The following is a 26034-nucleotide window of genomic DNA, read 5'->3' on the forward strand; positions in this document are numbered from 1 at the left end:
TATGAAAATAAAGGAGCTGCAGAGGATGAAAGTCGTAAGAAAACCAAGCAAATGGAAGCATGCCGTTTATCTGATTCTGGCATTAGCGATGCTCGTTTATGCCTTGCCGATGATTTCGTTTGAGCCTGGAGCCGGCTGGGTGTCGGTATTTGGCGCGGTGTGGGCAGGGTTTGCCTTCCTCGTCATCGGGGCTCACCTGCATTTCCTTCTTGGTGTCAATGAAGAGAAGCAGCGGGAGTTGGACCGAATCCGGCGGGAAAAATACCGGGAATGGGAGCTCCAATGGGGAGCGGACGGAAAACACGGTGAAAAGGCATAAGCCCGTGCTAAAAATGGACAGGGACTGTTCCGGAAGTGTAATGATCTTCCGGAACAGTCCCTTTTTTTCGTCCTCGGCTCATTTTGTATGGCACTACCTCTCGTCTTCGCCGGTCAGCATTTGATCGTTGCTGGCTCCGTGCGGGACCATCGGGTAGACGTTTTGCTCCCCCCGTACGTTAAATTCCATCAGGATGGAGCCGCTGCTCGCCGGCATTTATGCCGGAGATACGGCGGAGCTTAGCTTGAAGGCGACGTTCCCGCAATTTAGGGAGATGGGGCGGAAACATCGCAGTTTGATCCTCGGCCTCCTGGCGAGCAAGAAACAACCCGCTCCGAAGCCGCGGGAGGGAGTGCCGAAGGTGGCGTATAACAGCCTATTTTTGACGTTGGAGGGCGGATTAACCGTGATGACGGACGCTTTGGCCGCGGCCTTACAGGAAGAGCGTGTGATCACTGGACAAGCGGTGGTTGGACTGACACGGCAGGGTCACCGTTATCAGATGGAGCTCAGTGGAGATGAGCGGACCGAGGTGGAAGCCGTCATCCTGGCGACTCCAGCTTATGCGGCGGCTCGCCTGCTACAGGATCAGATCGCCGCTGCGGTCTATTTGGAGCAAATCCGTTATGTTTCGGTGGCAAATTTGGCGTTTGCCTACCGGCGCGAGGAGATCCAGCATGATTTGAACGGGTCCGGCGTATTGATCCCGCGCGGCGAAGGGCGGATGATTACGGCAATCACCTGGACGTCCTCCAAGTGGCTGCACTCAGCGCCGGCAGATCGGATGCTGCTTCGGACGTATATCGGCCGTTTGGGGGATGAAGCCTGGACCCGGCTGTCCGAACCGGAGGTCCGTCGGCGCGTAGCTGCTGAACTCAAGGAGTTAATGGGGATCGAGGCTGAACCGCTCTTTTGCGAAATGTCGTCATTGCCTGCCTCGATGCCGCAATATCCGGATGGTCATGTGGAGCGTCTGCAAGAGCTGCGCGTTGAGCTGGAGCGGACGATGCCCGGCGTCTTGCTGTGCGGTGCGGGATACGGCGGGGTTGGCATTCCCGATTGCATTCGTCAAGGCAAGGAATCGGCGGAAGCGATGTTAACCGGGTTAGGAGATGAACGGTGATGCAGCAAATTCAATTAAAGGACTATAACGAGAACCCGTTTATTGTCATCTGGGAGGTGATGAGAGCTTGCGCGCTGAAATGCCTGCATTGCCGTGCGGAAGCGCAATATCGCCCTGACCCCAGACAGCTGACCTTCGAGGAGGGGAAGCAGCCGATCGACGATATTGCGAAAATGGACGATCCGCTGTTTGTATTTACCGGCGGCGATCCTTTGATGCGTCCGGATTTGTTTGACCTGGCACGATATGCGATCCATAAAAAAGGCCTGCCTGTGTCCATGACCCCGAGCGCCACGCCAAGAGTTACCTTTTCCGCCGTAAGTAAGGCTAAGGAGGTCGGTCTCTCCCGCTGGGCGTTTAGCCTCGACGGCTCGTCCGCAGAGATTCATGATCATTTCCGGGGGACGCGGGGTTCTTTTGAGATGACGATGAAAGGAATTGGGTATTTGCAGCAGCTGGATATCCCGATTCAGATCAATACGACGGTGTCCCACTTGCACAACATAAAAAGGAGGCTGGAGGCCTCCTTTTCTTTTCTGAAAAACCTAAGCTTGAATCGGTTCAAATGTCACCTTCCAATGATCCGCTGCCAGTTGTTCGCATTCATGACGGTAGCCCTTACCTTCAAGCACCTTCAGGAGCGGGACGGGCTTCATTGTGGCGTGCAGAACAAGGCTGTCACCCTCCTGCAGCTTCCCAACCGTGTCCATAATAACGCTGAACGGCTCTTCGCCGCGGCGAAGAATCGGCCGAACGTCGAGTTCAACGATCTGGTTTGCCATTTATGGATTCACCTCCACGTCCGTCCGTTCGGCGGCAAATGCTTGGCAGAGCCGAGCTGCACCGCTGAGTCCCTTCATGCCGCCGTACAGCTTATAGAAGAACGAGTCCGGCGCATCCAGCGAGAAGGACAAATACTGCTTTGGATCGATCCCCAGCATTTTTTCAAACAAAGCGGAAGTATCGTAGGCATAGAAACAGAAATAGGTGTATTGGAATTCCGGCATTTTTTCCGCGATGGTGAGGATCTCGCTGGCATAGCGTTCCAGATTGCTTTCCGCTTCCTCAATCATCCGCAACGCATCCTCGAGCTCGACGGCAATCTTAATCGTTTTCTCATCGACAACCGTAATCGTTGCCATAGGGCATTCCCCCTGCTTAGTTTTTGCCGATTTTCACCTGGAACATCTCTGGCCCCTGCTCAATGTACTCCCAAGTGAAACCGCCGGGATGCATGGCCTCGAACTGAAACCGGAGCGGTACCGGGTCATGGTCGTTAATCAGCAGCATCGCTTCCCCCGGCTCCAGGGAATTAAAGGTTGCAAAGATGGTCTTATGCTTGAGCTGCGGCGGATATTCGGTGGCGTTGACAGTAGCTTTGAATTGACTCATGGGAAGTCCTCCTAAATGTTTAGAATTTAACCCCCATTATAGCAACGGACTTGAGCGGGATTGTGATATCAGTCACAAGATGCGAAACCGTCAAAAATTTCTCGGCGGATTTGTCCGGAAGCTGCCATGAATCAAGTGATTTCTGTCACTTGGGTGCCGATGCCGGACGATTATAATGTGCGTAATTTGAATTTGATGGCTCACGATTAGAAGGAGGAACCGATAACATGCGCGTCCGAGATTACATCCCGAATCAACATGGAGCCTGGGCCATGCTGATCGTTCCGTTTCTGTTTGGCATGCTCGCCTCTACCCCCGGGGCGATCCACGGTTTGTTGTTTGTGTGCTGGCTTCTCATTTATCTGTTTATGTTTCCTTTGCTGCAATGGATTCGGAGGGGAAAAGCCAAGACCAAAGCCAAAGCCGACCGATACCGCAAGCCTTTGCTGCTCTACGGTGCGTTGCTGGTCCCTGCGGCGCTCACTTTGGTCCTGCTTCGCCCCGAGGTGCTGAAGTTGGCTCTCCTGTTCGTGCCGCTGTTTGGGGTGAATGCCTTCTATGCCAAGCAGAAGCGCGAACGCGCTCTGCTGAACGACATCGCGGCGATCGTGCAATTCAGCTTGATGGTGTTTATCTCGTATCAGCTTGGAGGAGGAACCGATCTTCGGCTCGCCACGGAACTGTTCCTGATCAGCACGTTGTATTTTGTAGGGACCGCTTTTTACGTGAAAACCATCATCCGTGAACGGAATAATAAGCGATTCTATTGCTACTCCGTAGCCTACCACGTTATGCTGATGATCTTGGCCGTATGGCTGCTCTCTCCGGCGCTGTGGATCGCCGCATTGATCCTGCTGGCTAGAGCGGTCTGGTTCCCGCGGACGGGGATTACCGCCAAGCAGTCCGGCATGCTGGAAATTGTCTATTCTGTTATCGTTCTTGCCGCCTTCTGGATGACCTACGCCTGAATGTGTATAATGAATACAGAATAGTACAGATTCGGGCAGGGGGTATAACAGTTGGAGGGACCGGAAGAAAGCGTAACAAAACACGAACAGCTGCTCCAACATATCGAAGGACTCAAGATTGGAACGAAAATCTCCGTGCGCAAGCTGGCCAAAGCGCTGGGGGTAAGTGAAGGTACCGCCTACCGGGCGGTGAAGGAAGCGGAGAATCTCGGGATCGTCATTACGAAGGAACGGATCGGCACGCTTCGCGTGGAGAAGAAGCCGCGCAACATCTCGGACCAGCTCACCTTTGGCGATGTGGTTGAGATCGTCGAAGGTCATGTGCTGGGCGGCGGAGAAGGATTGAACAAAACGCTGAACAAGTATGTCATTGGCGCGATGAAAATCGATGCCATGGCCAGATACATTGACGCCGGCAGCCTGCTGATCATCGGGAACCGCGATAATGCCCATTCACTTGCCCTGGAGCAAGGCGCCGGGGTATTGATCACCGGGGGGTTCGGGACGAGCCGCGAGGTGAAGACGCTGGCGGACAAGCTGGCATTGCCGATCATCTCCTCGCGTCACGACACGTTTACCGTCGCATCGATGATTAACCGGGCGTTATTTGACCGTTTGATTAAGAAAAAAATCATGCTGGTGGAAGACATCGTCAGCCGCAAACCGCGGGTGAGCATGCTGAAGGCGACCAGCAACATTTCCGATTTTGATCAGTTGTCTTTAGAGACGGGGCAGCAGCATTTTCCGGTGGTGGACGAGTGGAACCGGGTCATCGGGATCGTCAGCCGGAAGAACGTCGAAGAGCTGAGCGGCGACCAGCCGATTGAGAAATGCATGACCCGCCATCCGATCACCGTTGGCCTGCAGACATCGCTCGCTTCGGCAGCGCAAATCATGGTCTGGGAAGGGATCGACTTCTTGCCTGTCGTGGACCGCAACCGGAAGCTGGTCTCGTCGGTGACGCGCCGCGAGGTGCTGCAAGCGATGCGGGACGTACGGAATCAGCCGCAGCTGGGCGAAACGTTTGAGCACTTAATGTGGAACGGGTTTGCCGAGGAACGGGACGAAGAGGGGAAATTGTTCTTCCGCGGAATGATTACGCCGCAGATGGCGACCGATTTGGGGACGATCTCGCATGGGGTCCTGACCTCGCTGATGACCCAAGCCGGACTTCGCGCGGCCAAAGACGCCAGCGGCGGCGACTTTGTGGTCGATAACCTGACGACCTATTTCGTCCGTCCGGTGCAAATTGAAAACCCGGTGGTTATCACCCCCGTATTACTGGAGATGAGCCGCCGGGCTTGCAAGCTGGAAATTATGTTAACCTATCAGGATTCGCTGGTTTCGAAGGCGGTCATGACGCTGCAGTCCATCGACCATGCCTAAGCAGCGGAGCGGGGATCCTGCATGCAAAGAGGGATAGCCTAACGACCTGGGGCCGCGAGGTTATCCCTCTTTTTGCCGGGCATATAAGCCATGGTTGCGGAGGCCGGCGAAGATGTTAAACGCCCCCAGCACCATAAACACAGCGCCGATGACAACGCGAAGCGTCGAGCCGCTGAACAGGAACATTTGGATGAGGGCCAGAACGATCAGCATCACGCCCATACTGATATTCATTTTGGCGGCCGCCATTCCCCGCGTCTTCGGATCGAGCGAACGCCGGGACTTAAAGCTGAAGAAGACCGAGCCCACGCAACTGATGATCAAAATCACGTAAAGAATGGATTGGATCGTTTGGATCATGAGAGGTTCGTAGCTCCTTTAATCGTAGAGTGGATACGCGCTTGAGCAGCAACAGAACGTCGAATTCCTGCAAAAATACAGTTTTTAATCGCAAAAACAGTTATTCAATCCACATGCTCTTGAAATGGAGAAAATTCCTGCACTTTTACAGTTTTGTTTGCCGTCTCAAGTGAATTACCTCATATTTTAGCATGATTTGCTAGAGACGAATATAGGGCCGCATGTCCACCCAAACCTGAAGCACCCCGTCACTCACCAGCATCGTCTTGATTTGAATCGCGTATTCCTTGTCGCGAACGACATAGATTTTTCGGTTTAACAGCGTGCGGGCCATTTTGGCATCCGAGTCAATATCAAAAATATTTCGACCCCGCAGCACCTCTAATTCGTTGTGAAGCTGCTCGGCGACCTCCTTCACCGCCAGCGAATCGAGCGGCGGATCGCGTTCCTCCACGCGCACCTTGATCTCTTTGATGACGGTGGAACGGTTGTTGTATTTTTTTAGCGTCCGAATGTCCTCTTCGGCTTGATGCAGCTGGATGGTCAGGTCTTTGTTCTGGATCCACAGCAAATTGTAGCTGGTCTGATAAATGACGTTATACACGATACTTCCGGTTACCATGCCGAGGATAAACACGGCGGTGAATTGCATAAACCTGCGAAAGCCCGTTAGCTTCGGTTGTTTCGCCTCTTCATTCATCCCCGTCCTCCCCCGCACATCCAGCGCACCAATTCCGAACCCATATGCGCCCCGAGAAAGGCGAACAACAGGTACAAGATCTGTTTGATGGCCGGAGACAGGTTCCCGTCAAAAAAATTGCTCTCAATGACCCGCATCGGGTCGATCGTGCCGCCAACTGCAGCAGCCAGCGCCCATATTTTAATGCGGTCGGCAATGTCCAGCATCGTCTGCGTCGGAGGCTGCAGTGAAACGACTGCGCCGATGCCGCCAACCATGGCGCCCCCCACCACAATTCCGAAGGCGATAAAGAAATCCATGACCGCTTTGGTCAAAAACGTGCTCATGCGCGCTTGCCCCTTTCCGAGGTTTGTCCGGTCTTTCTACCATTCTATGGGCGGGCAATGCCTATGTATGATAAAATATTAGAGGTAAACCGATTGAAAGGAAGGGATCGCATGGACAGCTTTGTTCATTTGCACGTACATAGCGAATACAGCTTGCTGGACGGAGCAGCCCGGCTTGAGGATCTCGTCGCCAAGGCGGCGGCTTCTGGCATGAAGGCGCTGGCGCTGACGGATCATGGGGTCATGTACGGCGCGGTTCCTTTTTATAAATTGTGTAAAAAACACGGCATCAAGCCGATCATCGGCTGCGAGGTCTATTTTACGGCAGGCTCGCGCAAGGAACGGGGAAGCCGGCAGGATCAGCCGATCCATCACTTGATTTTGCTGGCCAAGAACGAGACGGGCTACCGCAACCTGATGAAGCTGTGCTCCATCGGTCATCTCGAAGGCTTCCACTATAAGCCGCGAATCGACTGGGATGCGCTGCAGCGGCATCGCGAGGGCTTGGTCTGCCTTAGCGCTTGCTTGGGCGGGGAAGTCCCGTTCCATCTCCTGCGCGGTCATTACGAGGAAGCGAAGAAAGCGGCGCTGCGTTATCAAGCGGCGTTTGGCGAGGATTTTTACCTGGAGCTTCAGGATCACGGCATCCCCGAGCAGAAAAAGGTAAATCCGCTTCTTGTCCAGCTGGCTGGAGAAATCGGTGCCGAGCTTGTAGTCACCAATGACGCACATTACCTGAGCAAGGAAGACGCCGAGGTCCAAGACGTGCTCATTTGCGTAGGGACAGGGAAAACGGTGGACGACGAGGACCGGCTCAAAATGCACACCAATCAGCTCTATCTGAAAACCGCGGAGGAAATGGCCCAGCTGTTCCCTCACTTGCCGGAGGCGTATGCCAATACCGCGAAAATTGCCGATTCCTGCGAGTTGGAGCTGGAGTTTGACCGACATATTTTGCCGGCCTACCGTCCGATCCCGGAGGGGCATACTGCAGGCAGCTACTTGGCGGAGCTGTGTCAACAAGGATTGGTGGACCGCTACGGCGAGCTGGACGTTTGGCGTGACCTGACTGAGCGAGAGAAGCTGGAGCAGCGGCTGCGGTACGAGCTGGAGATCATCGCCAGCATGGGCTTCTCCGATTATTTTCTGATCGTGTGGGACTTTATCGCCTTTGCTCACCGGAACGGAATCGCCACCGGACCGGGACGGGGCTCATCGGCGGGCAGCTTGGTGGCATACGTGCTGCGGATCACCGACGTGGATCCCATCAAATATAACTTGTTGTTTGAACGGTTTTTGAACCCGGAGCGGGTGACGATGCCGGATATCGATATCGACTTCAGCGACGAGCGGCGGGATGAAGTCATTGCCTATGTGGTCGACAAATATGGGGCAGAGCATGTCGCGCAAATTATCACCTTCGGTACGATGGCGGCGCGCGCGGCGGTCCGCGATGTAGGGCGGGCGCTGAATGTGCCGTTTGGCGAAGTGGACAAAGTGGCGAAGCTGATTCCGGGCCATCTGGGCATGACGATTGAACGCGCGTTAAAGGAAAGCCCGGATCTCAAAGCGATGTATGACGGGTCCGAGCGGGTGAAGCGGCTGCTGGACATGGCGATGAAAGTTGAAGGCATGCCAAGGCACGCTTCGACCCATGCCGCCGGGGTGGTTATTTCGCGCGATCCGTTGACCGATGCCGTTCCGTTGCAGGAAGGCAGCGAGCATACGGCGTTAACGCAATATTCCATGGAAAACCTGGAAGCGATCGGTCTGCTGAAAATGGACTTCCTCGGCCTTCGCACCTTATCCATCATCGAGCGCTGCATGAACTGGATTAAGGAGCAGTCGGGGGACGCCCCCGATTTCCGGCTGGTCCCGGATAACGATCCGGCCACGTACGAGATGCTGGGGCGCGGGGAAACGACCGGCGTGTTCCAGCTGGAGTCCACCGGGATGCGCCGGGTGCTGAAGGAGATGAAGCCGTCGGTGTTTGAGGACATCATCTCCCTGCTGGCGTTGTATCGCCCGGGGCCGATGGAGTTTATTCCGAAATACATCGCCGGCAAGCACGGGCAAATCACCGTCGAATATCCGCATCCGGATTTGGAGCCGATTTTGAAGGATACGTACGGCATTATCGTCTACCAGGAGCAGATCATGCAGATCGCCTCTCGCATGGCGGGCTTCTCGCTGGGCGAAGCGGACCTGCTGCGACGTGCCGTCTCCAAGAAGAAACGTGAGGTGCTCGACGAGCAGCGCGGACATTTCGTCAGCGGCAGCGTGCAGCAAGGCTACACCGAGGATGAAGCGAACGTCGTTTATGACATGATCGTCCGGTTCGCCGATTACGGCTTCGCACGAGCCCATGCGGCCGCCTATGGCGTGCTGGCGTTCCAAACGGCCTACCTGAAGGCGCATTATCCGGTGCAGTTTATGGCGTCGATGCTGACCGCGGTTACGGGCAGCCACCGCAAGGTGGCGGAATACATCGTGGAATGCCGGCGGATGGGGATCGTCGTGCTGCCACCGGACGTGAACGAGAGCAGCGTTCTGTTTACGCCGCAGGTAGGGGCTGGTTCTGCGGATGCAGCCCTTTCGGGTGAAGCTAAGGGCCGCGATGCGAAGGACGGACACGCCGGATCCGGACAGGAGCCGCCGGCCCTTGGCGTGATCCGCTTTGGCCTGGCCGCGATCAAAAATGTCGGCACGCAGGCGATTGAAAGCATTTTGCGCGAGCGGAAGGAGCGTCCGTTCGACAGCTTGCTCGATTTTTGCCGGCGGGTGGATTTGCGGACATGCAACAAGCGGGTGATCGAGTCGCTGATCCAAGGCGGGGCGTTTGATTCCTTGCCGGGTCACCGTGCGCAGCTGCTGGCGATGCTGGACGAGACGGTCGAGGCGGCGCTGAAGTGGCGCAAGGAGCGGGATGAACTGCAGATCCAGCTGTTTGATTTCGTGGAATCGCCGAACTGGGACATCGAGTACCCGGATGTCCCGAAGTTTACGGCAGCCCAGCAGCTGGATTTGGAGCGCGAGCTGCTCGGGCTGTATTTGTCCGGCCATCCGCTGGACGATTTCGACGCCTTGCTGGAGGGAGAAGGCGTCGACCGGCTGATGGATTTGGCCGAAGCGCTGGACGACACCCGTACCGTTGTGGCGGGGATGGTCGTGTCCGTGAAGACGATCACAACCAAGCAGGGGAAAGCGATGGCGTTCATGGAACTGGAGGACCAGATCGAGCGCTGCGAGGTTGTGTTGTTCCCCGAAGTGTGGCGGCGCTCGGCCGCCCACGTCGAGAAGGGGGCTTTGCTCGCGTTGCGCGGCGTCGTCCAGCAGCAGGACGAAGGCTTTAAGCTGCTGGCCGACGAAGTGGCTCCGCTGAGCGAGCAAAGCCTGGCCCGGCTGCGCCGCGGCCTTGCGCGCGGGCGCGGGCCCAGCGCCGCCGGTGGCACCGGCGGCGCACGCGGTGCGGCCGCGGGCTCCCGCGCGGCCGAGGGAGCGCCTGCGGGCGCTGCGGGCGGGCTTCGCCCCGCCAGCGCCCCAGGCGCAGGCGCCGCTGCGCGGCCGGCCGCCCCGGCCGCGGCGGCGGGGGCCGCGCCCGCGCCGGGCGCGCGGCGCGAGCGGGAGAAGACGCCGGCGCAGCGCGTCTTCATCAAGATCACGGCCGCGGCGGAGAACGCGCGCCTGCTGGAGCGGCTCAAGTTGCTGCTGGAGCGGCATCCCGGCCCGATCGCGACGGTGCTGTTCTACGAAAGCACCGGTAAGCTCTTGGCCTTGAACGAGCGCTACAGCATCAAGCCTTCGCCCGCTTTGATCCGTGAAATGGAGCAGATGCTTGGCCCCGACACGGTCAAAATCAAATGACGGCGATCTGCCAATCTAGAGTCGCCATTACCCGGTTGCCAAAACCCGGTTCTGCACATGTGTGCAGTGCCGGGTTTTTAATTTGCCGGACCCCCACATCAGTTGCAACGGACTCCAGCGACGTTATTCCAGCATTTACGAGAAGACAGGCAAAATAACGGACCTGAGAGACCTTATTTCTTCTCATAGCGCCTGGAATCTCCTGTTTAGAGTTAAATAACGACCGTGGAGTCCGTTACATCGGGAAATGTGCGGGAAATGGGCAAATAGCGTCGCTGAGGTCCGTTAGCGCCGGTAAGCTTCGTCTTGGCGAGGAGCGGTTGGTGGGCGACGGGAGAAAGGGACATGCCATTAGCGCTTGGTGAGCAGATCCGCAGCAAGGGACAAGTTTTAACGAACATTTTCGGAGGGTGGTGCATACACTTAGGAACACGAATGACCAAGAATCGATCATGAAATGAATTCCGGCATCGTCAACAAGCGGGGGCTCCACAACTGGCCACAACGGTCCACATCGATTGGAATCAGTAAATGAGCAGGTACCGCTGCTCAAGAGGTGCGTCGGCTATTTGACGTTGACATTTGAGTAACGCTCGCACTTGATTGACATTGGCACCTGATTAACGCCAGCATTTGTATGGTGCTAGCACCTTTCTGACGCCAGCACATGTCTGATGTCAGCAACTATCGGACATCAGCAACTAGCAACTATCTTGCAACAGCACCTGCTTGACATCAACAACTGGAAGTTACGTTCACAACGCGTAGACAATCGACAGATGGACAGCACCCCGCAGCGTGACTACAACCCCATCGCGACAAATACCGGCAGCGGCGGTTGCGCCGGGATCAAGGGAGGAAGATACGATGACATATGAATTGGCGAAAGCGCAGCTGCTGCGCCGCGGAGTGAAGCTGGAGGATATCGCTCAAATTGTGCATTCGCTGCAAACGGCGTATCATGCCGATCTGACGCTGGACCAATGCTTGGAGAGCGTCAAAGCCGTGCTGCAGAAGAGAGAGGTTCAATATACCCTGTTTACGGGAATCGCCCTCGATGAGCTGGCCGAACAGAAGCGGCTTCCAGAGCCGCTGCAGGCAATCCTGGAGGCCGACGAACCGCTCTATGGCGTGGATGAGACGATGGCGCTCGGCATAACGAGCGTGTTTGGGATGATTGGCCTGACGAGCTTCGGCTATTTGGACAAGGTCAAACCGGAGATCATTGGGAAGCTGAACAATCGCGGCGAACGGATTCACGTCTTTCTCGACGATTTAGTCGCCGGTCTCGCTGCCGCGGCTTCCGCCCGGATCGCCCATAAGCATGAACAGGCCGCTACGTACCCATCCAGTCCCTCTTAAACGAACTAGAGCAGCTTGCCTTTGGACGAGATGCCTCCCTAATCCAACGCCCTTAACCCATTTCCTCTGATAACAGCTTACAGAGAAATGCCCCCTGTAACTTTGATCCTAGCGCCGGGCTCTGCGGCAAATCCGTGCCGCGAGCCGCTTTCGGCGCGGGTTTCCTTTTGTTGCGGGATTTTTGAAAATTATGTTATCATTACTCTATTATACGGGCTCAAAGATTAGGTTAGGGGGCTTTGAAAAGGGCATGTGGACTGTTATGTATATTGCGCCTACCGCGAAAGTTGCGGACATGATCAAGACGAAACTCACCGAAGAAGGCTTCCTTGTCCAAACACGTCCTGTTAATTTATCCAAACAGCAATATGAGATTTTAGTACCTTCCGGGGAACTGGAAGAAGTGCAAGAAGTGTTGAATTCGATTTTGCATCCATAGCAAAGGGATTCGAGATTCCTAGTGCAGATGAGGCCTAGAAGTGCGGGTTCATATAGGGTCGTCTGGGTTTTTATAGACTTTGTGGAACTGCTACGATAAATAAACGGCTGAAGAGGTGTAGTTGTGTTCAAAGATTTGTTTCAGAAGAAGAGGAAGTACGCGACCATTCCCTCAGGACGAACCGGCAATGAAGAGGGCTCGCCGCAGGCAGATCGCCCCAAACGCGAAATTCCGGAAGGCCTGATGAATAAATGCGGCCGCTGCGGCGCGATTCAGTACAGCAAAGAACTGGAGAAGAATTTGATGGTGTGCCCTTCCTGTGGACACCATATGCGGCTGAACGCTCTGGATCGGATTCGCTATACCTTTGATGAAGGCAGCTTTACGGAGTACGATGCCGACCTGATCTCGGTCGATCCGCTGAAGTTCCCGGGGTATGCCAGCAAGCTGGAGCAGCAGGCTTTGAAATCGGGATTACGCGAAGCGGTGGTGACCGGCGAGGGGACCATCCATGGCTATCCAGCTGTGGCAGCCGTGATGAGCTTCGATTTCTTCACCGGGAGCATGGGATCGGTTGTAGGGGAGAAAATTACGCGTGCGATCGAGACGGCCATCGAAAAACGCCTGCCGATGATCATTTTCTCCACATCTGGCGGAGCGCGGATGCAAGAGAGTATCCTAAGTTTGATGCAGATGGCCAAGACGAGCGCCGCTTTGGCCCGATTAAGCGAACATGGCGGTTTATATATCTCAGTCATTACAGACCCGACGACGGGTGGTGTATCGGCTAGTTTTGCCATGCTTGGCGACATTATTGTGGCCGAGCCCGGGGCCGTGTTTGGTTTTGCCGGAAGAATCGTTATTGAGCAGACGATCCGTCAGAAGCTTCCGGACGACTTCCAGACGGCGGAATTTAACCTGCAGCATGGTCAGATCGATCTTGTCGTGCACCGCAAGGATATGAAATCGACGCTGGCGAAATTGCTAGAATTGCACGGCGTGAAGGGAGGAGTATAAATGGCAGGCGAATTGCCTTTTGAGACGCCTCTTGTGAAGCTGCGTGAGAAGATTTCCGAATTGGAGCAGTTTGGCAAAGAGAAGGGAATCGATTTTACAGAAGAAATCGCGCGCTTGGAAGAGCGTTACCGGCAGCTGGAGGAAGAGATCTACAGCAACATTTCTCCCTCCCAAAAGATGCACCTGGCCCGCCATCATCAGCGACCGACATCCCTGGATATGATCGGCCTGATCTTTGAAGATTTCATCGAACTCCACGGGGACCGGGTGTTTGGTGACGATTTGGCCGTCGTTGGCGGGCTCGCCAAGCTGGGCGGCGTACCGGTAACGGTGATCGGACAGCAGCGGGGCAAGGATACGAAGGATAATATCGCCCGCTTCTTCGGCAGCGCTCATCCGGAGGGCTTCCGCAAGGCGCTGCGACTCATGCAGCAGGCGGACAAGTTCCGGCGGCCGATCATTACGTTTATCGATACGAAGGGCGCCTATCCGGGAATTACGGCGGAGGAGCGCGGGCAATCGGAAGCGATCGCTCGGAATTTGCGCGAGATGTCGATGCTGCGGGTACCGATCATCTGCGTTGTTCTCGGAGAAGGCGGAAGCGGCGGCGCGCTCGCCCTTGGCGTAGGCAACCGCGTGCTGATGCTGGAGAATGCCATTTACTCCGTTATTTCGCCAAACGGAGCGGCCTCGATCCTTTGGAAGGATGCCTCCAAGGCGGATCAGGCGGCGGAAGCGATGAAGATCACCGCCCAAGATCTACTCGCGATGGGCGTCATTGAAGAGATTGTTCCCGAACCGCGCGGCGGCGCGCACCGGGATTACGATTCGACAGCCGCCTCGATCAAAGAGGCGTTGCTTCGTCATTTGGAAGAACTGTCCAACTTGAATCCCGATGAGCTGGTGGAGGACCGTTATCGGAAATTCCGCAAAATCGGCGAGTTTCAGGTGGCAGGCAAGGCAGAAGAGCCGAAGGCACAGGAAACTGTGGTGCCGGAAACGGTGGCTGAGGTCGCCGGCATCCCTGAGGATGAGAAGTCTTCAGAAGCGCCAAGCGAACCGGAGGCGGCTTCGAAAGTTCAAACTGCCAAGCCAAGTTAAAGTTTCACAGCGATAACCTTACGGGGGAACCTACGGGACCTGCGGTAAGGTTATTTTCGCTGTTTTCGGGAAATACTGGAAGTTTAGATGCCGAGAATCCCTGCGCTTAGCCAAGTCGTTAGGCGCGTAATCATGGATAGTTCGTTACAATATGATAAACTTCCTATACAAATCGACAAAACTGTAGTAAATTTAGTTGTTGGAAAAGATTATATAGAGAGAACTATTTTAAACGGAGGAAACCCAAATGCGCAAAACAAAAATCGTATGTACTATCGGTCCTTCTAGTGAATCGTTAGAAAACATCAAGAAGCTGATCATGGCCGGAATGAACGTCGCTCGCTTGAACTTCTCCCACGGTGATTACGAAGAGCATGGGAACCGGATCAAGAATATTCGTCAAGCGAGTGCGGAGCTGGGGAAATCGATCGCCATACTGTTGGACACCAAAGGTCCTGAAATCCGTACCGGTAAATTGAAAGAAGAGCCTATCGAGCTGGTACAGGATGAATTCATTACCTTGACGACCGAAGAAATTCTCGGCGATAAGAACCGGATTTCCATCACATACAAAGATCTTCCTGGAGATGTGGAAGTCGGTTCGACGATTCTGATCGACGACGGTTTGATTGGTTTGACAGTCGTTGACATTCAAGGAACGGAAATCAAATGCCGCATCGTCAATGGCGGAACGATCAAGAGCAAAAAAGGCGTGAACGTACCCGGCGTAAACATTTCCCTGCCAGGCATCACTGAGAAAGACGCTAACGACATTAAGTTCGGGATCGAGCAAGGCATCGATTTTATTGCCGCTTCCTTCGTTCGTAAAGCGAGCGACGTGCTTGAAATTCGTCAACTGCTGGAGCAACACAACGCAACTCATATTCAAATCATCTCTAAAATCGAAAACCAACAAGGTGTGGACAACCTTGATGAAATCCTGGAAGTATCTGACGGCCTGATGGTTGCTCGCGGTGACCTCGGCGTGGAAATTCCTGCGGAAGATTTACCGCTCGTGCAAAAACGCATGATCGAGAAATGTAACCGTGTTGGCAAACCGGTCATCACAGCTACGCAAATGCTTGACTCCATGCAACGCAACCCAAGACCTACGCGCGCAGAAGCCAGCGACGTGGCTAACGCGATTTTTGACGGTACGGACGCAATTATGCTCTCCGGTGAAACGGCTGCCGGGAAATATCCGGTGGAATCGGTGCTGACGATGTCCCGCATCGCAGAGAAAGCAGAATCCGCTTTGGAATATCGTGAAATCTTCTTGAAGCAAAGCAATGCCCAACAAACGACCGTAACCGAAGCGATCAGCCAAGCAGTTGCCAACTCGGCGCTGGAGCTGAACGCGAAAGCGATCATTACTTCGACGGAAACCGGTTATACGGCACGGATGGTCTCCAAATATCGTCCGAAAGCACCAATTATCGCTGTGACGACGGAAGATCAAACCTTGCGCCGCCTGGCCCTGAACTGGGGCGTAACGCCGGTGAAAGGCGATATCGCCAGCACGACGGACGAAATGTTCGACAAAGCGATGAAGGGCGGCTTGGATTCCGGACTGGTGAAGGAAGGCGACCTCGTAGTCATTACTGCCGGGGTACCGCTCGGACGTTCCGGTTCCACGAATCTGGTGAAAATCGGGCAAATCCGCAAGTAGCTTAAGGTTTATATACATCGACTTCAAGTCACAAAGAAAGCAATGGGGCCCGCTGAGGGACCATTGCTTTTTTTGCCGCCGAACGGGAACTGTACCTGCGGCAGCATCAGGCAAATCAGAAAGGAGCGGAGAATCGTGTACGTATGCGAACTGTCTATTGAGCCGAAATATTCGGAGTTTGACATGATGGGGATCATTTACCATGCCCGTTATATCGAGTGGTTCGAGCAGGGGAGGCTGCATCTGAGCCGGAATCTCGGCTTCGATTATTTCGATATGGAGCAGGCGGGGTATATCTCGCCCGTTCACGAAATGAAAGTAGAATATAAACGCGGGATCCGGTACGGGGATACCGTCCTGCTTAAGACCCGGGTCATTGAGAACAACGGGGTCAAAACGGCCTACGGATATGAGGTGTATAACGGGGAAGGCACGTTGTGCGTCGAGGGTTCTTCTTCGCATTATGTCGTTCGCCGCGAGGATTTCAAACCGGTGCAGTTCAAGAAGGTGTTCCCGGAATGGTACGCGGCGTTGGAGGAAGCCCGAAAACCGTAAAATTTTGATTATGTGACGCGGAGGCGGTAAAATACAAGTACAGGAATGTGATAAAGGAGTCCTGATATGCGTAAATGGATAGCCGCTCTCATCGTGTTGATTCCGATTGTTGAGTTTTGGGGGTATATGTACGTCGGAGAGAAGCTGGGCGTTGGGAAGACGATATTTTTGACGCTGGCGACTTCGGTCATCGGCGGGTTGATGATGCAATTTGAAGGACGTAAGGTGCTCGCGGATGCCCGAGCTCAGATGAGCGGCGGCCAACTTCCGGGACGAATGGTCCTAGATGGCTTATGCGTATTTGCCGGCGGGATTCTGCTGCTGATCCCTGGCTTCATTACCGATATCATTGGGTTTACGATGGTGTTTCCGCTGACGCGTATTCTCTATCGGATCCCGCTGATGAAATGGGTCAGCAAGAAGATCAAGGACGGAACGATTACGTATTTCCGCCGTTAACTCTGGTGGCAGGCAGCCCCTAAACAAGTCAAGAAAGGCATCTCGTCTCGGAGGGACGGGATGCCTTTTTTTTTCAAGCGTGAAGCTAATTCTATCTCAATCGACCATGCAAAATATAGTTCCGCAAATCCCGGACAACACCTGCACGGACGGCAGCACCCAGGATGACCAGCGTCACCGGACCGATGATCAGTCCCAATACGCCAAACAGCTTGAGCCCAACAAACATGGCGATCAGCGTGGGCAGGGGATCAAGTCCTACGCTGCTGGCTAGGACCTTTGGTTCAATGAGCTGACGGGCCAGCAGGATGACGCCGTACAAGACGGCCAGTCCAATCCCCAGCGTGTCGTGACCGGTGGCAAAGGCGTAGATGAGCCAAGGAATCATCACTGTACCGACACCGAGATAGGGCAACAGGTCGACAAGGCCGATCAGCAGGGCGTAGGTGAAGGCGGAATCGACGCCGAGGATGAGCAAGCCGATGAGAACGATAAACGCGGTGATCGAGATCATGATAAATTGCGCGCGCAGATAACCCGATAACGCCCGCTGGAGGTCGCGCCAGATGGCGCCTACGGTTTTGCGGAACGGCGCAGGGACCGAGGCGGCCAGAAATCGCATATCCCGCTCCCAATGATTGCTGATAAAAAAGGTGGCCAGCAGGATCACCCCGAGGATCACCCCTAAATTCGGGAGCGAGGAGAGCAGGTTGACGATCGTTTCCAAGACGTGATTGATAAGACGGGATACAAACGATCCGAACCTTTCAGCGGTATTGTCGATGTTTTTGTGGATCGTATTTTCATAGCCAGGGTTATCCGCAATAAACCGGTTGATTTCGGTAATGATCGACTGAATGCCTTCGCTTTGCGTCCATGAGATGAGCAGATTCCTCCACTCGGCGATCCGGTGATCAAAGGATTCGGCGAAATGAATGAGCTCTTTGACCAGCCGCGTTAAGGCCGCTGACACAATGATTCCTGCACTGCCTACATAAATGAACAATGAAAGCGTCACGGCCAGCCATTTAGGCACTTGCAAGTGTCTTTGGAACCACAGGACCAACGGATTCATCGCGTAGGCGATCAGCCAGGCGATAAGAAATGGATAACCGAGCGGGAGGAGCCAGTAGATCGCCAGGACGGAGACGATGAGGACAATGCATATCCAGCTGCCGCGCAGCACGCGCTTGACGATCACGTGATCCAAGTGGCATCTCCCCTTTTTCCCAGAAACCTGTCCTAGTTCAACTCTATGATTTGTCCACCTCGAATATTCCGCAGTGCACATTTTTTGGAAGTTGTGATATAATTCATTGCACAACTGCAATCGTTTACAAAATTTCTTTATGGTTGTGATAAAATCATTTAATGTACCCGGCGGTGCTGAAGCGGTTCCCATGTTTTCGGAAATCCAGTATGATGAAGAAGTAAGCGGTGTAGCTCTATTTTTGCAATTATAGGCCTGTTATTGGTTAACTTCGAAAATTTAAAACTTTCAATTTTGAGAGTGTTTCATGGGCTTGTTTGCTCACAAAATGTTAACAAAGGAGAGATGAATCATGACAGCTACGAAAGGCCTGGAAGGCATTGTTGCGGCAACCTCTTCGATCAGCTCCATTCATGATGGCGTTCTCGCTTATCGTGGTATCAATATCGACGAATTGGCGGAACGTGCGAGTTTTGAAGAAACAGCTTATTTGTTGTGGTACGGCAAATTGCCTAATCGAGCCGAATTGGACCGCCTGCAGCAGCAATTCAGCGATTACGCCGAAGTTCCTGAAGCGGTGCTAGAACAGATGAAGCTGTATCCGCAGACTGCTAACACGATGGCAGTGCTTCGTACTGCCGTATCGGCTCTTGCTTTGTATGATGAGAACGCCAATGACAACTCCCGCGAAAGCAACCAATTAAAGGCGATTAAGCTGCAAACCCAAATACCGACCCTGATTGCCGCGTTTGCCCGGATCCGGGAAGGTAAGGAGCCTGTCGCTCCGCTGAAGAACGTATCGATCGCACACAACTTCTTGTACATGCTGACCGGCGAGGAACCGGATCCGATTGCCGTTCGCGCTTTGGATCAAGCGCTGGTGCTGCATGCCGACCACGAGTTGAACGCTTCGACGTTCTCTGCACGGGTAACGATTGCAACGCTGTCTGATATTTACTCCGGAGTGACCTCCGCGATTGGCACCTTGAAGGGACCGCTGCACGGCGGCGCCAATGAAGCGGTGATGAATATGCTGGCCGAGATCGGGACGCTCGATCAAGTAGAGCCGTATATTCAGAAGAAGCTGGCCAATAAGGAGAAAATTATGGGCTTTGGCCACCGGGTATACAAAAACGGCGATCCGCGCGCAAAACACCTGCAAAATATGTCCCGTCAGCTGAGCATTCTGAAGGGCGATACCACGTTGTACGATATGTCCGTCAAAGTGGAACAGCTGGTCACCGCGCAAAAAGGGCTGAAGCCGAACGTTGACTTCTATTCCGCTTCCGTATATACGATGCTGGGCATTCCGCGTGACCTGTTTACGCCGATTTTTGCCATCAGCCGCTTGTCCGGTTGGACAGCTCATATTCTGGAGCAGTTGGAAGATAACCGCTTGATCCGTCCTCGTGCGGAATATACCGGTGCTACCAATCAGAAATACGTTCCTATCGAATTAAGATAAACAGCAATACGGGAGCTCCAAGGAACATTGTGGTAAAATGGAGACCGTGAGATGCAGCAAACAGACTTGAAGGAGGAAAACGTAAAAATGTTGAAACTCGAAAAGTTTGATCTTCCTACTGAAGGCGAGAAAATTACGATTCAGAATGGGAAGCTCCAGGTGCCTAACAACCCGATCATTCCGTTTATTGAGGGCGACGGGACTGGCCGTGATATTTGGAAAGCTTCGAAACGCGTACTCGACGCCGCCGTGGAGAAAGCCTACGGCGGTGAGAAGAAAATCGCGTGGTATGAAGTGTTCGCCGGCGAAAAGGCCTTCAATACATACGGGGAGTGGCTGCCAGCGGATACGCTGACGGCGATCCGTGAATATATTGTGGCCATTAAAGGACCGTTGACTACGCCAATCGGCGGCGGCATCCGCTCGCTGAACGTGGCGCTCCGTCAGGAGCTGGACTTGTACGTCTGCCTTCGTCCGGTCCGTTATTTCCAAGGCGTGCCTTCTCCGGTGAAGCATCCTGAGCTCGTGGACATGGTGATTTTCCGCGAGAACACGGAGGATATCTATGCCGGCATCGAGTATAAAGAAGGCTCCGAGGAAGTTAAGAAAGTGCTGGCCTTCCTGCAAAACGAAATGGGCGTGAAGAAAATCCGCTTCCCGGAAACGTCCGGTATCGGTATCAAGCCGGTTTCGGAAGAAGGGTCGAAGCGTCTTGTTCGCGCAGCGGTTGAATATGCGATCAAGCATGGCCGTAAGAGCGTTACGCTGGTGCATAAAGGCAACATCATGAAGTTTACGGAAGGCGCGTTTAAGAATTGGGGTTATGAAGTGGCGGAAGCCGAATTCGGCGATAAAGTGTTTACTTGGGCCGAATACGACCGGATTAAGGAACAGTCCGGTGTGGATGCAGCGAACCAAGCGCAGAAAGCGGCAGAAGCCGAAGGCAAAATCATCGTGAAAGATGCAATTGCCGATATTGCGCTTCAACAAGTATTGACGCGGCCGACGGATTTTGACGTCATCGCTACGTTGAACCTGAATGGCGACTACTTGTCCGACGCCTTGGCAGCGCAAGTAGGCGGCATCGGTATCGCGCCAGGCGCTAACATCAACTACGTCACCGGACATGCGATCTTCGAAGCAACGCATGGTACAGCTCCGAAGTATGCGGATCTCGACGTGGTGAACCCGGGCTCTGTGATTCTGTCGGGCGTCATGATGCTGGAGCATCTGGGCTGGCAAGAAGCGGCGGATCTGATCTATAAAGGCTTGGAAATTTCGATTAATAACAAAACGGTGACCTACGACTTTGCCCGCTTGATGGACGGAGCAACGGAAGTGAAATGCTCCGAGTTTGCTGATCATGTCATCAAAAACATGTAATCGCTCATTTTAAGCTTTAGCAGGGCAATCTCCGTTGATGTAGACCCTCCCTAGCGTTTGGCAGGGAGGGCTTTTTTTGCCTTGTCCTTCAGCGATTTCTTTGGTTTCCATCCTTTGTTTCCATCCTTTGTTTCCATCCATAAATAAAATAGATTATAATAAATGTAATTGACACGAAAGGACGGTTAGGGCATGTACCAAGTCATGTTATTCCTACATATTGTCGGCGCATTGGCGCTTGGCTTCTATCTGGTTCTGCCGTTTGTGCTCGGCCGAATCGGCAAATTGTCGCTGGCGGCTCAGGAAGGGACGGTATCGGCAGTGATCTCCCTGAACCGGTACGCGCAAATCGGGCTGATCATCCAATTGTTGACGGGCGGTTATTTGATTGGACAAGGCACTTACTCCGTCGCGTGGATGATTGTGATCGTCATCTTGTACCTGGCGATCGGCGCGTTTAGCGGAATTATGGCCAAGCCGCTGCGCTTGGCGCTGGAAGGAATTCGTAAGAATCAAACCGTGACGGCTGAGGAAGGGAAGCTGCGTACATTAAGCGCTCTGCTCTCCGTGACGGTATTGCTTATTTCGTTCTTTATGGTGTTCAGCACCATTATTTAATCGAAAAGTTCAAAGACCTGCCGGTAGATTTACCGGCAGGTCTTTTTGCTGAACGCTGCTTTAAGCCGCGTTGGCGCTTGGTTAGGAAGGACTTTGATTCGCTTTTTTTAACTCGTCCAAATGGGTGAACATTAATTTTAAAATATCGAGCGCCAGTTGTTTCTCTTTCGTAGAACGGTTCATGACGATCTGTTGGATCTGATCCAAGAAATGGTCGTCACTGATCTCAATCGAATCGTGGAGCAAATAATCAACGGTAACGCCCAATTGATTCGCCAATTTCACCAGCGTTTCCAGGGACAAACTGCGTTCTCCCCGTTCGATTTGTCCTATGTATGCGTCCGAAACTTCAATGCGTTCGGCGAGTTTTTCCTGGGTCAAGTGCATTTTATGCCGTTCTTGACGCAGCCTTTTCCCCAATGCCTCGTAATCCATATTACCCCTCCTGTATTTACCTTAAGTTAGAACCTGATGGAAAGATAATAAACTACAGGTTTTGTTTGTATTTACTGCAAGTACGAATTGGGTTATTATGGAATTACAGGATTTTTTAAATTATATCCTATTATTTATTCTAACTAAATATAAGGAGATCATGTATGTCTTCCTCATCAACTTCAGTTTCAATTATTATCGCTGTCAAGAATAACGGAATCGATTTGTACACGACGATGGAATCTTTGAAAGTGTCGCATACGACCTTGCCTTATGAAGTGATTATCGTTGATGAAGGTTCGATTGACGGGTGCTGTGATTTTTTGATGAATTACCGGTTCGATCGGCCGATTCAACGGATCAAGGGAGAGCCCGGAACATCGGCGCGCAATCTCGGCGCAGCGCATGCGAGAGGGGATTACCTGATCTTCAGCGGCTCTCATTTATATTATGATGACGGATGGATGGAGCGGCTGCTGGAGCCGCTGATGCAGGGACAAGCCGATGCCGTGTCACCTGCGTTTGAGAAGAGTGAACGCTCTACTGCCCCGGCCGGTAAGGACGTCGGAGGGATGATTGGCTTGTTGCGCCGCTACCCGATCCAGAGTGCAGGTCAGAATCTAGACATCCCGTGGTTGTCCTGGGAATGCTTTGCGGTCCGGCATGATACGTTTCGGGAGATGGAGGGGATGGTGGACGGCTTTTTCGGCAAAGATGTGGAGACGGCTGAATTTTCCTTGAGGCTTTGGCTGCAGGGTGGAACCTGTCGCATCGTCCCGGATGTGACGTTAATGCAGGTGTTCCGTCAGAATTTCCCCTATGACAATAGCCGGGAAATGTGGGGTGTGGATCTAATGACCCTTGCTAATTTACATTTTGGGGATGAACTGATCTCGGTTTGCCGGGAACAGGTGAGTCAAGCGTTTGGCGGAGAGCTGCTGGAAGCGGACCAGCTCAGCCAACGGGCTTTGGCTCGGAAGGAGAAATTTGCCTCCCTGCGGAAGCGCGATGCAGAGTGGTTGTTTAAGCGATTCGGGATCCATTGGAAATCGTAGACGGATAAGCTGGGGCTGTCAGGCTATCCTAAGAGGTGAGTGAGTGGACAGGTACGTTCGTACCTATTTCACCAATTACCGTAAAGGAGGATGCAGCAATGGCAGGTAACGGACAAGCGAAGCAAACCTTGCCGCCTCAGCATCAAAATCATCAGCCCGGCATCGAAGCCGAGATGCACCCGCGCCCGGTTTATGAGGGGAATTACAAGGCTGCCGGCAAGCTGACGGGCAAAGTAGCGCTGATCACCGGAGGCGACAGCGGCATTGGCCGGGCTGTGGCCGTAGCTTACGCCAAAGAGGGTGCCGATGTGGCCATCGTCTACTTAAATGAGCACGAGGACGCGAACGTGACTCGGCAGGAAGTCGAACAGGAAGGGCGCAGATGCCTGTTGATCGCCGGTGACATCGGCGACGAAGCGTTTGCCGAGAAGGCTGTGCAACAGACGGTACAGGAGCTCGGGCGCTTGGACATCCTGGTGAACAATGCTGCTGAGCAGCATCCGCAGCCGGACATTACAGCCATTACGTCGGCGCAGCTGGAGAAGACATTCCGGACGAACATCTTCTCCATGTTTTATTTGACCAAGGCAGCGATGCCGCATTTACGCAAGGGCAGCTCGATTATTAATACCGCATCGGTAACGGCTTATAAAGGCAACCCGCAGCTCATTGACTATTCCGCCACCAAAGGGGCGATTGTCAGCTTCACGCGGGCGTTATCGATGAACGTCGTTGGGAGCAAAGGCATCCGGGTGAATGCCGTTGCCCCTGGACCGATTTGGACGCCTCTCATCCCGTCTACCTTTGATGAGAAGCAGGTATCCGAGTTCGGAGGAACAACGCCGATGCAACGTCCCGGTCAACCGGAGGAGCTGGCTCCGGCTTACGTATTCTTGGCTTCGGACGACTCCTCGTATATGAGCGGCCAGGTGTTGCATATCAACGGCGGTGAGATTGTAAACGGCTAGCCTTCGGGCTGAGATTCTGAGATTGGATCAACCCATGCAATCGAACCCTCAAGAGATTCGGCACAGTACCGAACAAGCTTGAGGGTTCTTTCCGTATTTTTCGCCGATTCAGCCTTTCAAAGGAATTCTTCAGTGATAATTCTCACTCATTTCGGAGCTGATTTTGGACAGAAATCGTCAACCGAAACGAGTTCTTATGTTATTATTAATCTGAAGAATGCGATAGGTTAACGACACCATGTGATGAAGGATATTACGCGCCAAAGGGTCAAACAAGATGGCAGGGAGAGGGGAATCTTGGATCATGCACCAGTTTGAAGAAAGCGTATACGAATTGATTGTGGAAGCTTCAACGAAATTGCCGGGCGACGTTCGGCGTGCAGTGAATCGGGGCCGTGCCTTGGAAAACCGGGCGACACGGGCCGGTTTGGCCATGTCGACCATCGCGCAGAACATTCGGATGGCGGAGGAGCAGGTTTCACCGATCTGCCAGGATACCGGGATGCTCACGTTTATGATACACACGCCGGTAGGGGCGAATCAAATTGAAATGAAAAAGGCGATTCACGCCGCGGTGAAGCGCGCCACGGAAGAAGGCAAGCTGCGTTCCAATTCGGTAGATTCGCTCACAGGAGCGAACAGCGGAGACAATTTAGGCCCAGGGACGCCAGTCATTCATTTCGAGCAATGGGAGCAGGACTCGATCGACATCCGGCTGATCTTAAAAGGCGGCGGGTGCGAAAATAAAAATATCCAGTACAGCCTTCCAACCGAGCTGGAGGGGCTGGGCCGTGCCGGACGGGACCTCGACGGCATCCGTAAATGTATCCTGCATGCCGTGTACCAAGCGCAGGGGCAAGGCTGCAGCGCAGGATTTCTTGGCGTGGGCATCGGCGGCGACCGTACGACGGGATACGAGCTGGCTAAACAGCAACTGTTCCGCCCGCTGGATGACGTGAACCCAAATCCGGATTTGGACCGACTTGAAAAATATATTATGGAAACCGCCAACCAGTTGGGTATCGGAACGATGGGCTTTGGCGGGGAAGTCACTCTCTTAGGCTGCAAAATCGGGGCGATTAACCGGCTTCCGGCAAGTTTCTTTGTCTCCGTTGCTTATAACTGCTGGGCGTTCCGCCGTCAGGGCGTGGAGATCGATCCGGCAACCGGGGCGATCCGTGAATGGCTTTATGAACGCGGCAGCGAGGTGCCGGTGGACGGCGAGCTTGAATCGGTTGCAACAGGAGCAGCTGCCGAAGGGACTCCAGCGCCAGCCAGCAGAGAAGTTGTGCTGCAAACCCCAGTGACGGAAGAGCAAATCCGCAGCCTGCGGGTGGGCGATGTGGTGATCATCAACGGGGAAATGCACACTGGACGGGATGCTCTGCACAAATATTTAATGGATCACGACGCCCCGTTGGATTTGAACGGTGCGGTCATTTACCACTGCGGACCGGTCATGCTGAAAGACGAGGAAGGTTGGCACGTGAAGGCGGCCGGACCAACAACCAGCATCCGCGAAGAACCGTATCAAGGGGATATCATGAAGAAATTTGGCATCCGCGCCGTGATCGGCAAGGGCGGCATGGGGCCGAAGACGCTAGCTGCCTTGAAAGAGCATGGCGGCGTGTATTTGAATGCGATTGGCGGGGCAGCGCAGTACTATGCGGAATGTATCAAGAAAGTCAACGGCGTTGATTTCTTGGAATTTGGCGTTCCGGAAGCGATGTGGCATCTCGAGGTCGAAGGTTTTGCGGCGATCGTAACGATGGATTCGCACGGGGACAGCCTGCATGAAGGCGTGGAGAAAGATTCGTTGGCGAAGCTCGCCGCATTTAAGGATCCGGTGTTTAAATAAAC

Annotated in this window: 26 protein-coding genes and 1 pseudogene; 19 read left to right on the forward strand and 8 right to left on the reverse strand. The window is 53.7% G+C overall.

Features of this window, described 5'->3' with window-relative positions; all coding sequences use genetic code 11:
• Positions 1-25 precede the first annotated feature (25 nt).
• The 3 genes and pseudogenes from U9M73_RS02525 to U9M73_RS02535 all read left to right on the forward strand — a co-directional run.
• Positions 26-319, forward strand: coding sequence for a hypothetical protein (locus U9M73_RS02525; protein WP_009227034.1), 294 nt, complete (start codon positions 26-28; stop codon positions 317-319).
• A 193-nt stretch (positions 320-512) separates the two neighbouring features.
• A complete protein-coding gene (hemG, locus tag U9M73_RS02530) occupies positions 513-1442 on the forward strand; it encodes a protoporphyrinogen oxidase (protein ID WP_323076175.1) in 930 nt (309 codons plus the stop codon).
• Positions 1442-1963, forward strand: a pseudogene (locus U9M73_RS02535) (radical SAM protein); the annotation flags it as partial. The gene hemG and the pseudogene U9M73_RS02535, both read left to right, overlap by 1 nt.
• 24 nt (positions 1964-1987) lie before the next feature.
• On the opposite strand, the gene U9M73_RS02540 reads toward U9M73_RS02535, so the two are convergent.
• The 3 genes from U9M73_RS02540 to U9M73_RS02550 are packed head-to-tail and all read right to left on the reverse strand — an operon-like array spanning position 1988 to position 2834.
• Positions 1988-2224: a DUF2249 domain-containing protein gene (locus U9M73_RS02540; RefSeq protein WP_009226731.1), complete on the reverse strand. Its 237-nt coding sequence runs from the start codon at positions 2222-2224 to the stop codon at positions 1988-1990.
• The gene (locus U9M73_RS02545) at positions 2225-2584 is read right to left on the reverse strand and encodes a hypothetical protein (RefSeq protein WP_323076177.1); all 360 of its coding nucleotides are present in this window, start codon (positions 2582-2584) and stop codon (positions 2225-2227) included.
• 16 nt (positions 2585-2600) lie between these two features.
• Positions 2601-2834 carry a DUF2249 domain-containing protein gene (locus tag U9M73_RS02550; protein WP_009226733.1) on the reverse strand — a complete coding sequence of 78 codons (234 nt, stop codon included), beginning with the start codon at positions 2832-2834 and terminating at the stop codon, positions 2601-2603.
• 227 nt (positions 2835-3061) lie between these two features.
• Here U9M73_RS02550 and U9M73_RS02555 point away from each other — a divergent pair, with 227 nt between their 5' ends.
• The gene (locus U9M73_RS02555; RefSeq protein ID WP_009226734.1) at positions 3062-3802 is read left to right on the forward strand and encodes a YwiC-like family protein; all 741 of its coding nucleotides are present in this window, start codon (positions 3062-3064) and stop codon (positions 3800-3802) included.
• A 51-nt stretch (positions 3803-3853) separates the two neighbouring features.
• A complete protein-coding gene (locus U9M73_RS02560) occupies positions 3854-5188 on the forward strand; it encodes a DRTGG domain-containing protein (protein ID WP_323076180.1) in 1335 nt (444 codons plus the stop codon).
• A 60-nt stretch (positions 5189-5248) separates the two neighbouring features.
• Here U9M73_RS02560 and U9M73_RS02565 read toward each other — a convergent pair whose 3' ends face one another.
• The 3 genes from U9M73_RS02565 to U9M73_RS02575 all read right to left on the reverse strand — a co-directional run bounded on the left by U9M73_RS02565 (position 5249) and on the right by U9M73_RS02575 (position 6574).
• A complete protein-coding gene (locus U9M73_RS02565; protein ID WP_009226736.1) occupies positions 5249-5548 on the reverse strand; it encodes a YtpI family protein in 300 nt (99 codons plus the stop codon).
• Positions 5549-5747: 199 nt separating this feature from the next.
• Positions 5748-6248, reverse strand: a complete 501-nt coding sequence (locus U9M73_RS02570) for a sporulation membrane protein YtrI (protein ID WP_036646464.1) — start codon at positions 6246-6248, stop codon at positions 5748-5750.
• Positions 6245-6574 (reverse strand): YtrH family sporulation protein, encoded by a 330-nt coding sequence (locus U9M73_RS02575; protein WP_009226738.1) that lies wholly within the window; start codon positions 6572-6574, stop codon positions 6245-6247. Before U9M73_RS02575 ends, U9M73_RS02570 begins: the two co-directional genes overlap by 4 nt.
• A 111-nt stretch (positions 6575-6685) precedes the next feature.
• Here U9M73_RS02575 and U9M73_RS02580 point away from each other — a divergent pair, with 111 nt between their 5' ends.
• The 8 genes from U9M73_RS02580 (at position 6686) to U9M73_RS02615 (ending at position 17040) form a co-directional block, all read left to right on the forward strand.
• A complete protein-coding gene (locus U9M73_RS02580; protein ID WP_323076181.1) occupies positions 6686-10438 on the forward strand; it encodes a DNA polymerase III subunit alpha in 3753 nt (1250 codons plus the stop codon).
• An 867-nt stretch (positions 10439-11305) separates the two neighbouring features.
• On the forward strand, positions 11306-11800 hold the full coding sequence (locus U9M73_RS02585) for a phosphatidylglycerophosphatase A family protein (RefSeq protein ID WP_009226741.1): 495 nt from the start codon (positions 11306-11308) through the stop codon (positions 11798-11800).
• Between the two features lie 250 nt (positions 11801-12050).
• Complete coding sequence (locus U9M73_RS02590; protein ID WP_009226742.1) at positions 12051-12239, forward strand: hypothetical protein; 189 nt, start codon at positions 12051-12053, stop codon at positions 12237-12239.
• Between the two features lie 123 nt (positions 12240-12362).
• Positions 12363-13256, forward strand: a complete 894-nt coding sequence (gene accD, locus U9M73_RS02595) for an acetyl-CoA carboxylase, carboxyltransferase subunit beta (RefSeq protein WP_009226743.1) — start codon at positions 12363-12365, stop codon at positions 13254-13256.
• Positions 13257-14357 carry an acetyl-CoA carboxylase carboxyltransferase subunit alpha gene (locus tag U9M73_RS02600; RefSeq protein ID WP_009226744.1) on the forward strand — a complete coding sequence of 367 codons (1101 nt, stop codon included), beginning with the start codon at positions 13257-13259 and terminating at the stop codon, positions 14355-14357.
• A gap of 247 nt (positions 14358-14604) precedes the next feature.
• A complete protein-coding gene (gene pyk / locus U9M73_RS02605; protein WP_323076183.1) occupies positions 14605-16026 on the forward strand; it encodes a pyruvate kinase in 1422 nt (473 codons plus the stop codon).
• Between the two features lie 135 nt (positions 16027-16161).
• Entirely contained in the window at positions 16162-16581 is a 420-nt protein-coding gene (locus tag U9M73_RS02610) for an acyl-CoA thioesterase (protein ID WP_009226746.1), read from the forward strand.
• 66 nt (positions 16582-16647) lie between these two features.
• Positions 16648-17040 carry an FxsA family protein gene (locus U9M73_RS02615; protein ID WP_009226747.1) on the forward strand — a complete coding sequence of 131 codons (393 nt, stop codon included), beginning with the start codon at positions 16648-16650 and terminating at the stop codon, positions 17038-17040.
• 91 nt (positions 17041-17131) lie between these two features.
• Here the strand turns inward: U9M73_RS02615 and ytvI are convergent, their stop codons facing one another.
• Entirely contained in the window at positions 17132-18250 is a 1119-nt protein-coding gene (gene ytvI, locus U9M73_RS02620) for a sporulation integral membrane protein YtvI (protein ID WP_009226748.1), read from the reverse strand.
• A gap of 352 nt (positions 18251-18602) precedes the next feature.
• Here ytvI and citZ point away from each other — a divergent pair, with 352 nt between their 5' ends.
• The 3 genes from citZ to U9M73_RS02635 all read left to right on the forward strand — a co-directional run bounded on the left by citZ (position 18603) and on the right by U9M73_RS02635 (position 21716).
• A complete protein-coding gene (gene citZ, locus U9M73_RS02625) occupies positions 18603-19715 on the forward strand; it encodes a citrate synthase (protein ID WP_009226749.1) in 1113 nt (370 codons plus the stop codon).
• An 87-nt stretch (positions 19716-19802) separates the two neighbouring features.
• Positions 19803-21098, forward strand: a complete 1296-nt coding sequence (gene icd / locus U9M73_RS02630; RefSeq protein WP_016312838.1) for an NADP-dependent isocitrate dehydrogenase — start codon at positions 19803-19805, stop codon at positions 21096-21098.
• 192 nt (positions 21099-21290) lie between these two features.
• A complete protein-coding gene (locus U9M73_RS02635) occupies positions 21291-21716 on the forward strand; it encodes a hypothetical protein (RefSeq protein ID WP_009226751.1) in 426 nt (141 codons plus the stop codon).
• A gap of 81 nt (positions 21717-21797) precedes the next feature.
• Here the strand turns inward: U9M73_RS02635 and U9M73_RS02640 are convergent, their stop codons facing one another.
• Positions 21798-22151 (reverse strand): helix-turn-helix domain-containing protein, encoded by a 354-nt coding sequence (locus U9M73_RS02640; protein WP_009226752.1) that lies wholly within the window; start codon positions 22149-22151, stop codon positions 21798-21800.
• A 164-nt stretch (positions 22152-22315) separates the two neighbouring features.
• Between U9M73_RS02640 and U9M73_RS02645 the strand changes: the two genes are divergently transcribed.
• From U9M73_RS02645 to U9M73_RS02655, 3 genes are all read left to right on the forward strand, one after another.
• Positions 22316-23206 (forward strand): glycosyltransferase family 2 protein, encoded by an 891-nt coding sequence (locus U9M73_RS02645; protein ID WP_323076185.1) that lies wholly within the window; start codon positions 22316-22318, stop codon positions 23204-23206.
• A gap of 98 nt (positions 23207-23304) precedes the next feature.
• A complete protein-coding gene (locus tag U9M73_RS02650) occupies positions 23305-24174 on the forward strand; it encodes an SDR family oxidoreductase (RefSeq protein WP_323076187.1) in 870 nt (289 codons plus the stop codon).
• Between the two features lie 304 nt (positions 24175-24478).
• Complete coding sequence (locus tag U9M73_RS02655; protein WP_009226755.1) at positions 24479-26032, forward strand: fumarate hydratase; 1554 nt, start codon at positions 24479-24481, stop codon at positions 26030-26032.
• Positions 26033-26034 lie beyond the last annotated feature (2 nt).

This window comes from Paenibacillus phoenicis, assembly GCF_034718895.1.
GTDB classification, from domain to species: domain Bacteria; phylum Bacillota; class Bacilli; order Paenibacillales; family Paenibacillaceae; genus Fontibacillus; species Fontibacillus phoenicis.

Coding starts and splice junctions, on each gene's coding strand:
- U9M73_RS02635 (WP_009226751.1), top strand. CDS start 21,291: ATGTACCAAGTCATGTTATTCCTACATATTGTCGGCGCATTGGCGCTT.
- pyk (WP_323076183.1), top strand. CDS start 14,605: ATGCGCAAAACAAAAATCGTATGTACTATCGGTCCTTCTAGTGAATCG.
- U9M73_RS02580 (WP_323076181.1), top strand. CDS start 6,686: ATGGACAGCTTTGTTCATTTGCACGTACATAGCGAATACAGCTTGCTG.
- U9M73_RS02640 (WP_009226752.1), bottom strand. CDS start 22,151: ATGGATTACGAGGCATTGGGGAAAAGGCTGCGTCAAGAACGGCATAAA.
- U9M73_RS02525 (WP_009227034.1), top strand. CDS start 26: ATGAAAGTCGTAAGAAAACCAAGCAAATGGAAGCATGCCGTTTATCTG.
- U9M73_RS02655 (WP_009226755.1), top strand. CDS start 24,479: ATGCACCAGTTTGAAGAAAGCGTATACGAATTGATTGTGGAAGCTTCA.
- U9M73_RS02615 (WP_009226747.1), top strand. CDS start 16,648: ATGCGTAAATGGATAGCCGCTCTCATCGTGTTGATTCCGATTGTTGAG.
- U9M73_RS02575 (WP_009226738.1), bottom strand. CDS start 6,574: ATGAGCACGTTTTTGACCAAAGCGGTCATGGATTTCTTTATCGCCTTC.
- U9M73_RS02585 (WP_009226741.1), top strand. CDS start 11,306: ATGACATATGAATTGGCGAAAGCGCAGCTGCTGCGCCGCGGAGTGAAG.
- U9M73_RS02570 (WP_036646464.1), bottom strand. CDS start 6,248: ATGAATGAAGAGGCGAAACAACCGAAGCTAACGGGCTTTCGCAGGTTT.
- U9M73_RS02650 (WP_323076187.1), top strand. CDS start 23,305: ATGGCAGGTAACGGACAAGCGAAGCAAACCTTGCCGCCTCAGCATCAA.
- U9M73_RS02600 (WP_009226744.1), top strand. CDS start 13,257: ATGGCAGGCGAATTGCCTTTTGAGACGCCTCTTGTGAAGCTGCGTGAG.
- U9M73_RS02550 (WP_009226733.1), bottom strand. CDS start 2,834: ATGAGTCAATTCAAAGCTACTGTCAACGCCACCGAATATCCGCCGCAG.
- U9M73_RS02565 (WP_009226736.1), bottom strand. CDS start 5,548: ATGATCCAAACGATCCAATCCATTCTTTACGTGATTTTGATCATCAGT.
- citZ (WP_009226749.1), top strand. CDS start 18,603: ATGACAGCTACGAAAGGCCTGGAAGGCATTGTTGCGGCAACCTCTTCG.
- U9M73_RS02545 (WP_323076177.1), bottom strand. CDS start 2,584: ATGGCAACGATTACGGTTGTCGATGAGAAAACGATTAAGATTGCCGTC.
- U9M73_RS02540 (WP_009226731.1), bottom strand. CDS start 2,224: ATGGCAAACCAGATCGTTGAACTCGACGTTCGGCCGATTCTTCGCCGC.
- U9M73_RS02645 (WP_323076185.1), top strand. CDS start 22,316: ATGTCTTCCTCATCAACTTCAGTTTCAATTATTATCGCTGTCAAGAAT.
- U9M73_RS02590 (WP_009226742.1), top strand. CDS start 12,051: ATGTGGACTGTTATGTATATTGCGCCTACCGCGAAAGTTGCGGACATG.
- hemG (WP_323076175.1), top strand. CDS start 513: ATGGAGCCGCTGCTCGCCGGCATTTATGCCGGAGATACGGCGGAGCTT.
- U9M73_RS02555 (WP_009226734.1), top strand. CDS start 3,062: ATGCGCGTCCGAGATTACATCCCGAATCAACATGGAGCCTGGGCCATG.
- icd (WP_016312838.1), top strand. CDS start 19,803: ATGTTGAAACTCGAAAAGTTTGATCTTCCTACTGAAGGCGAGAAAATT.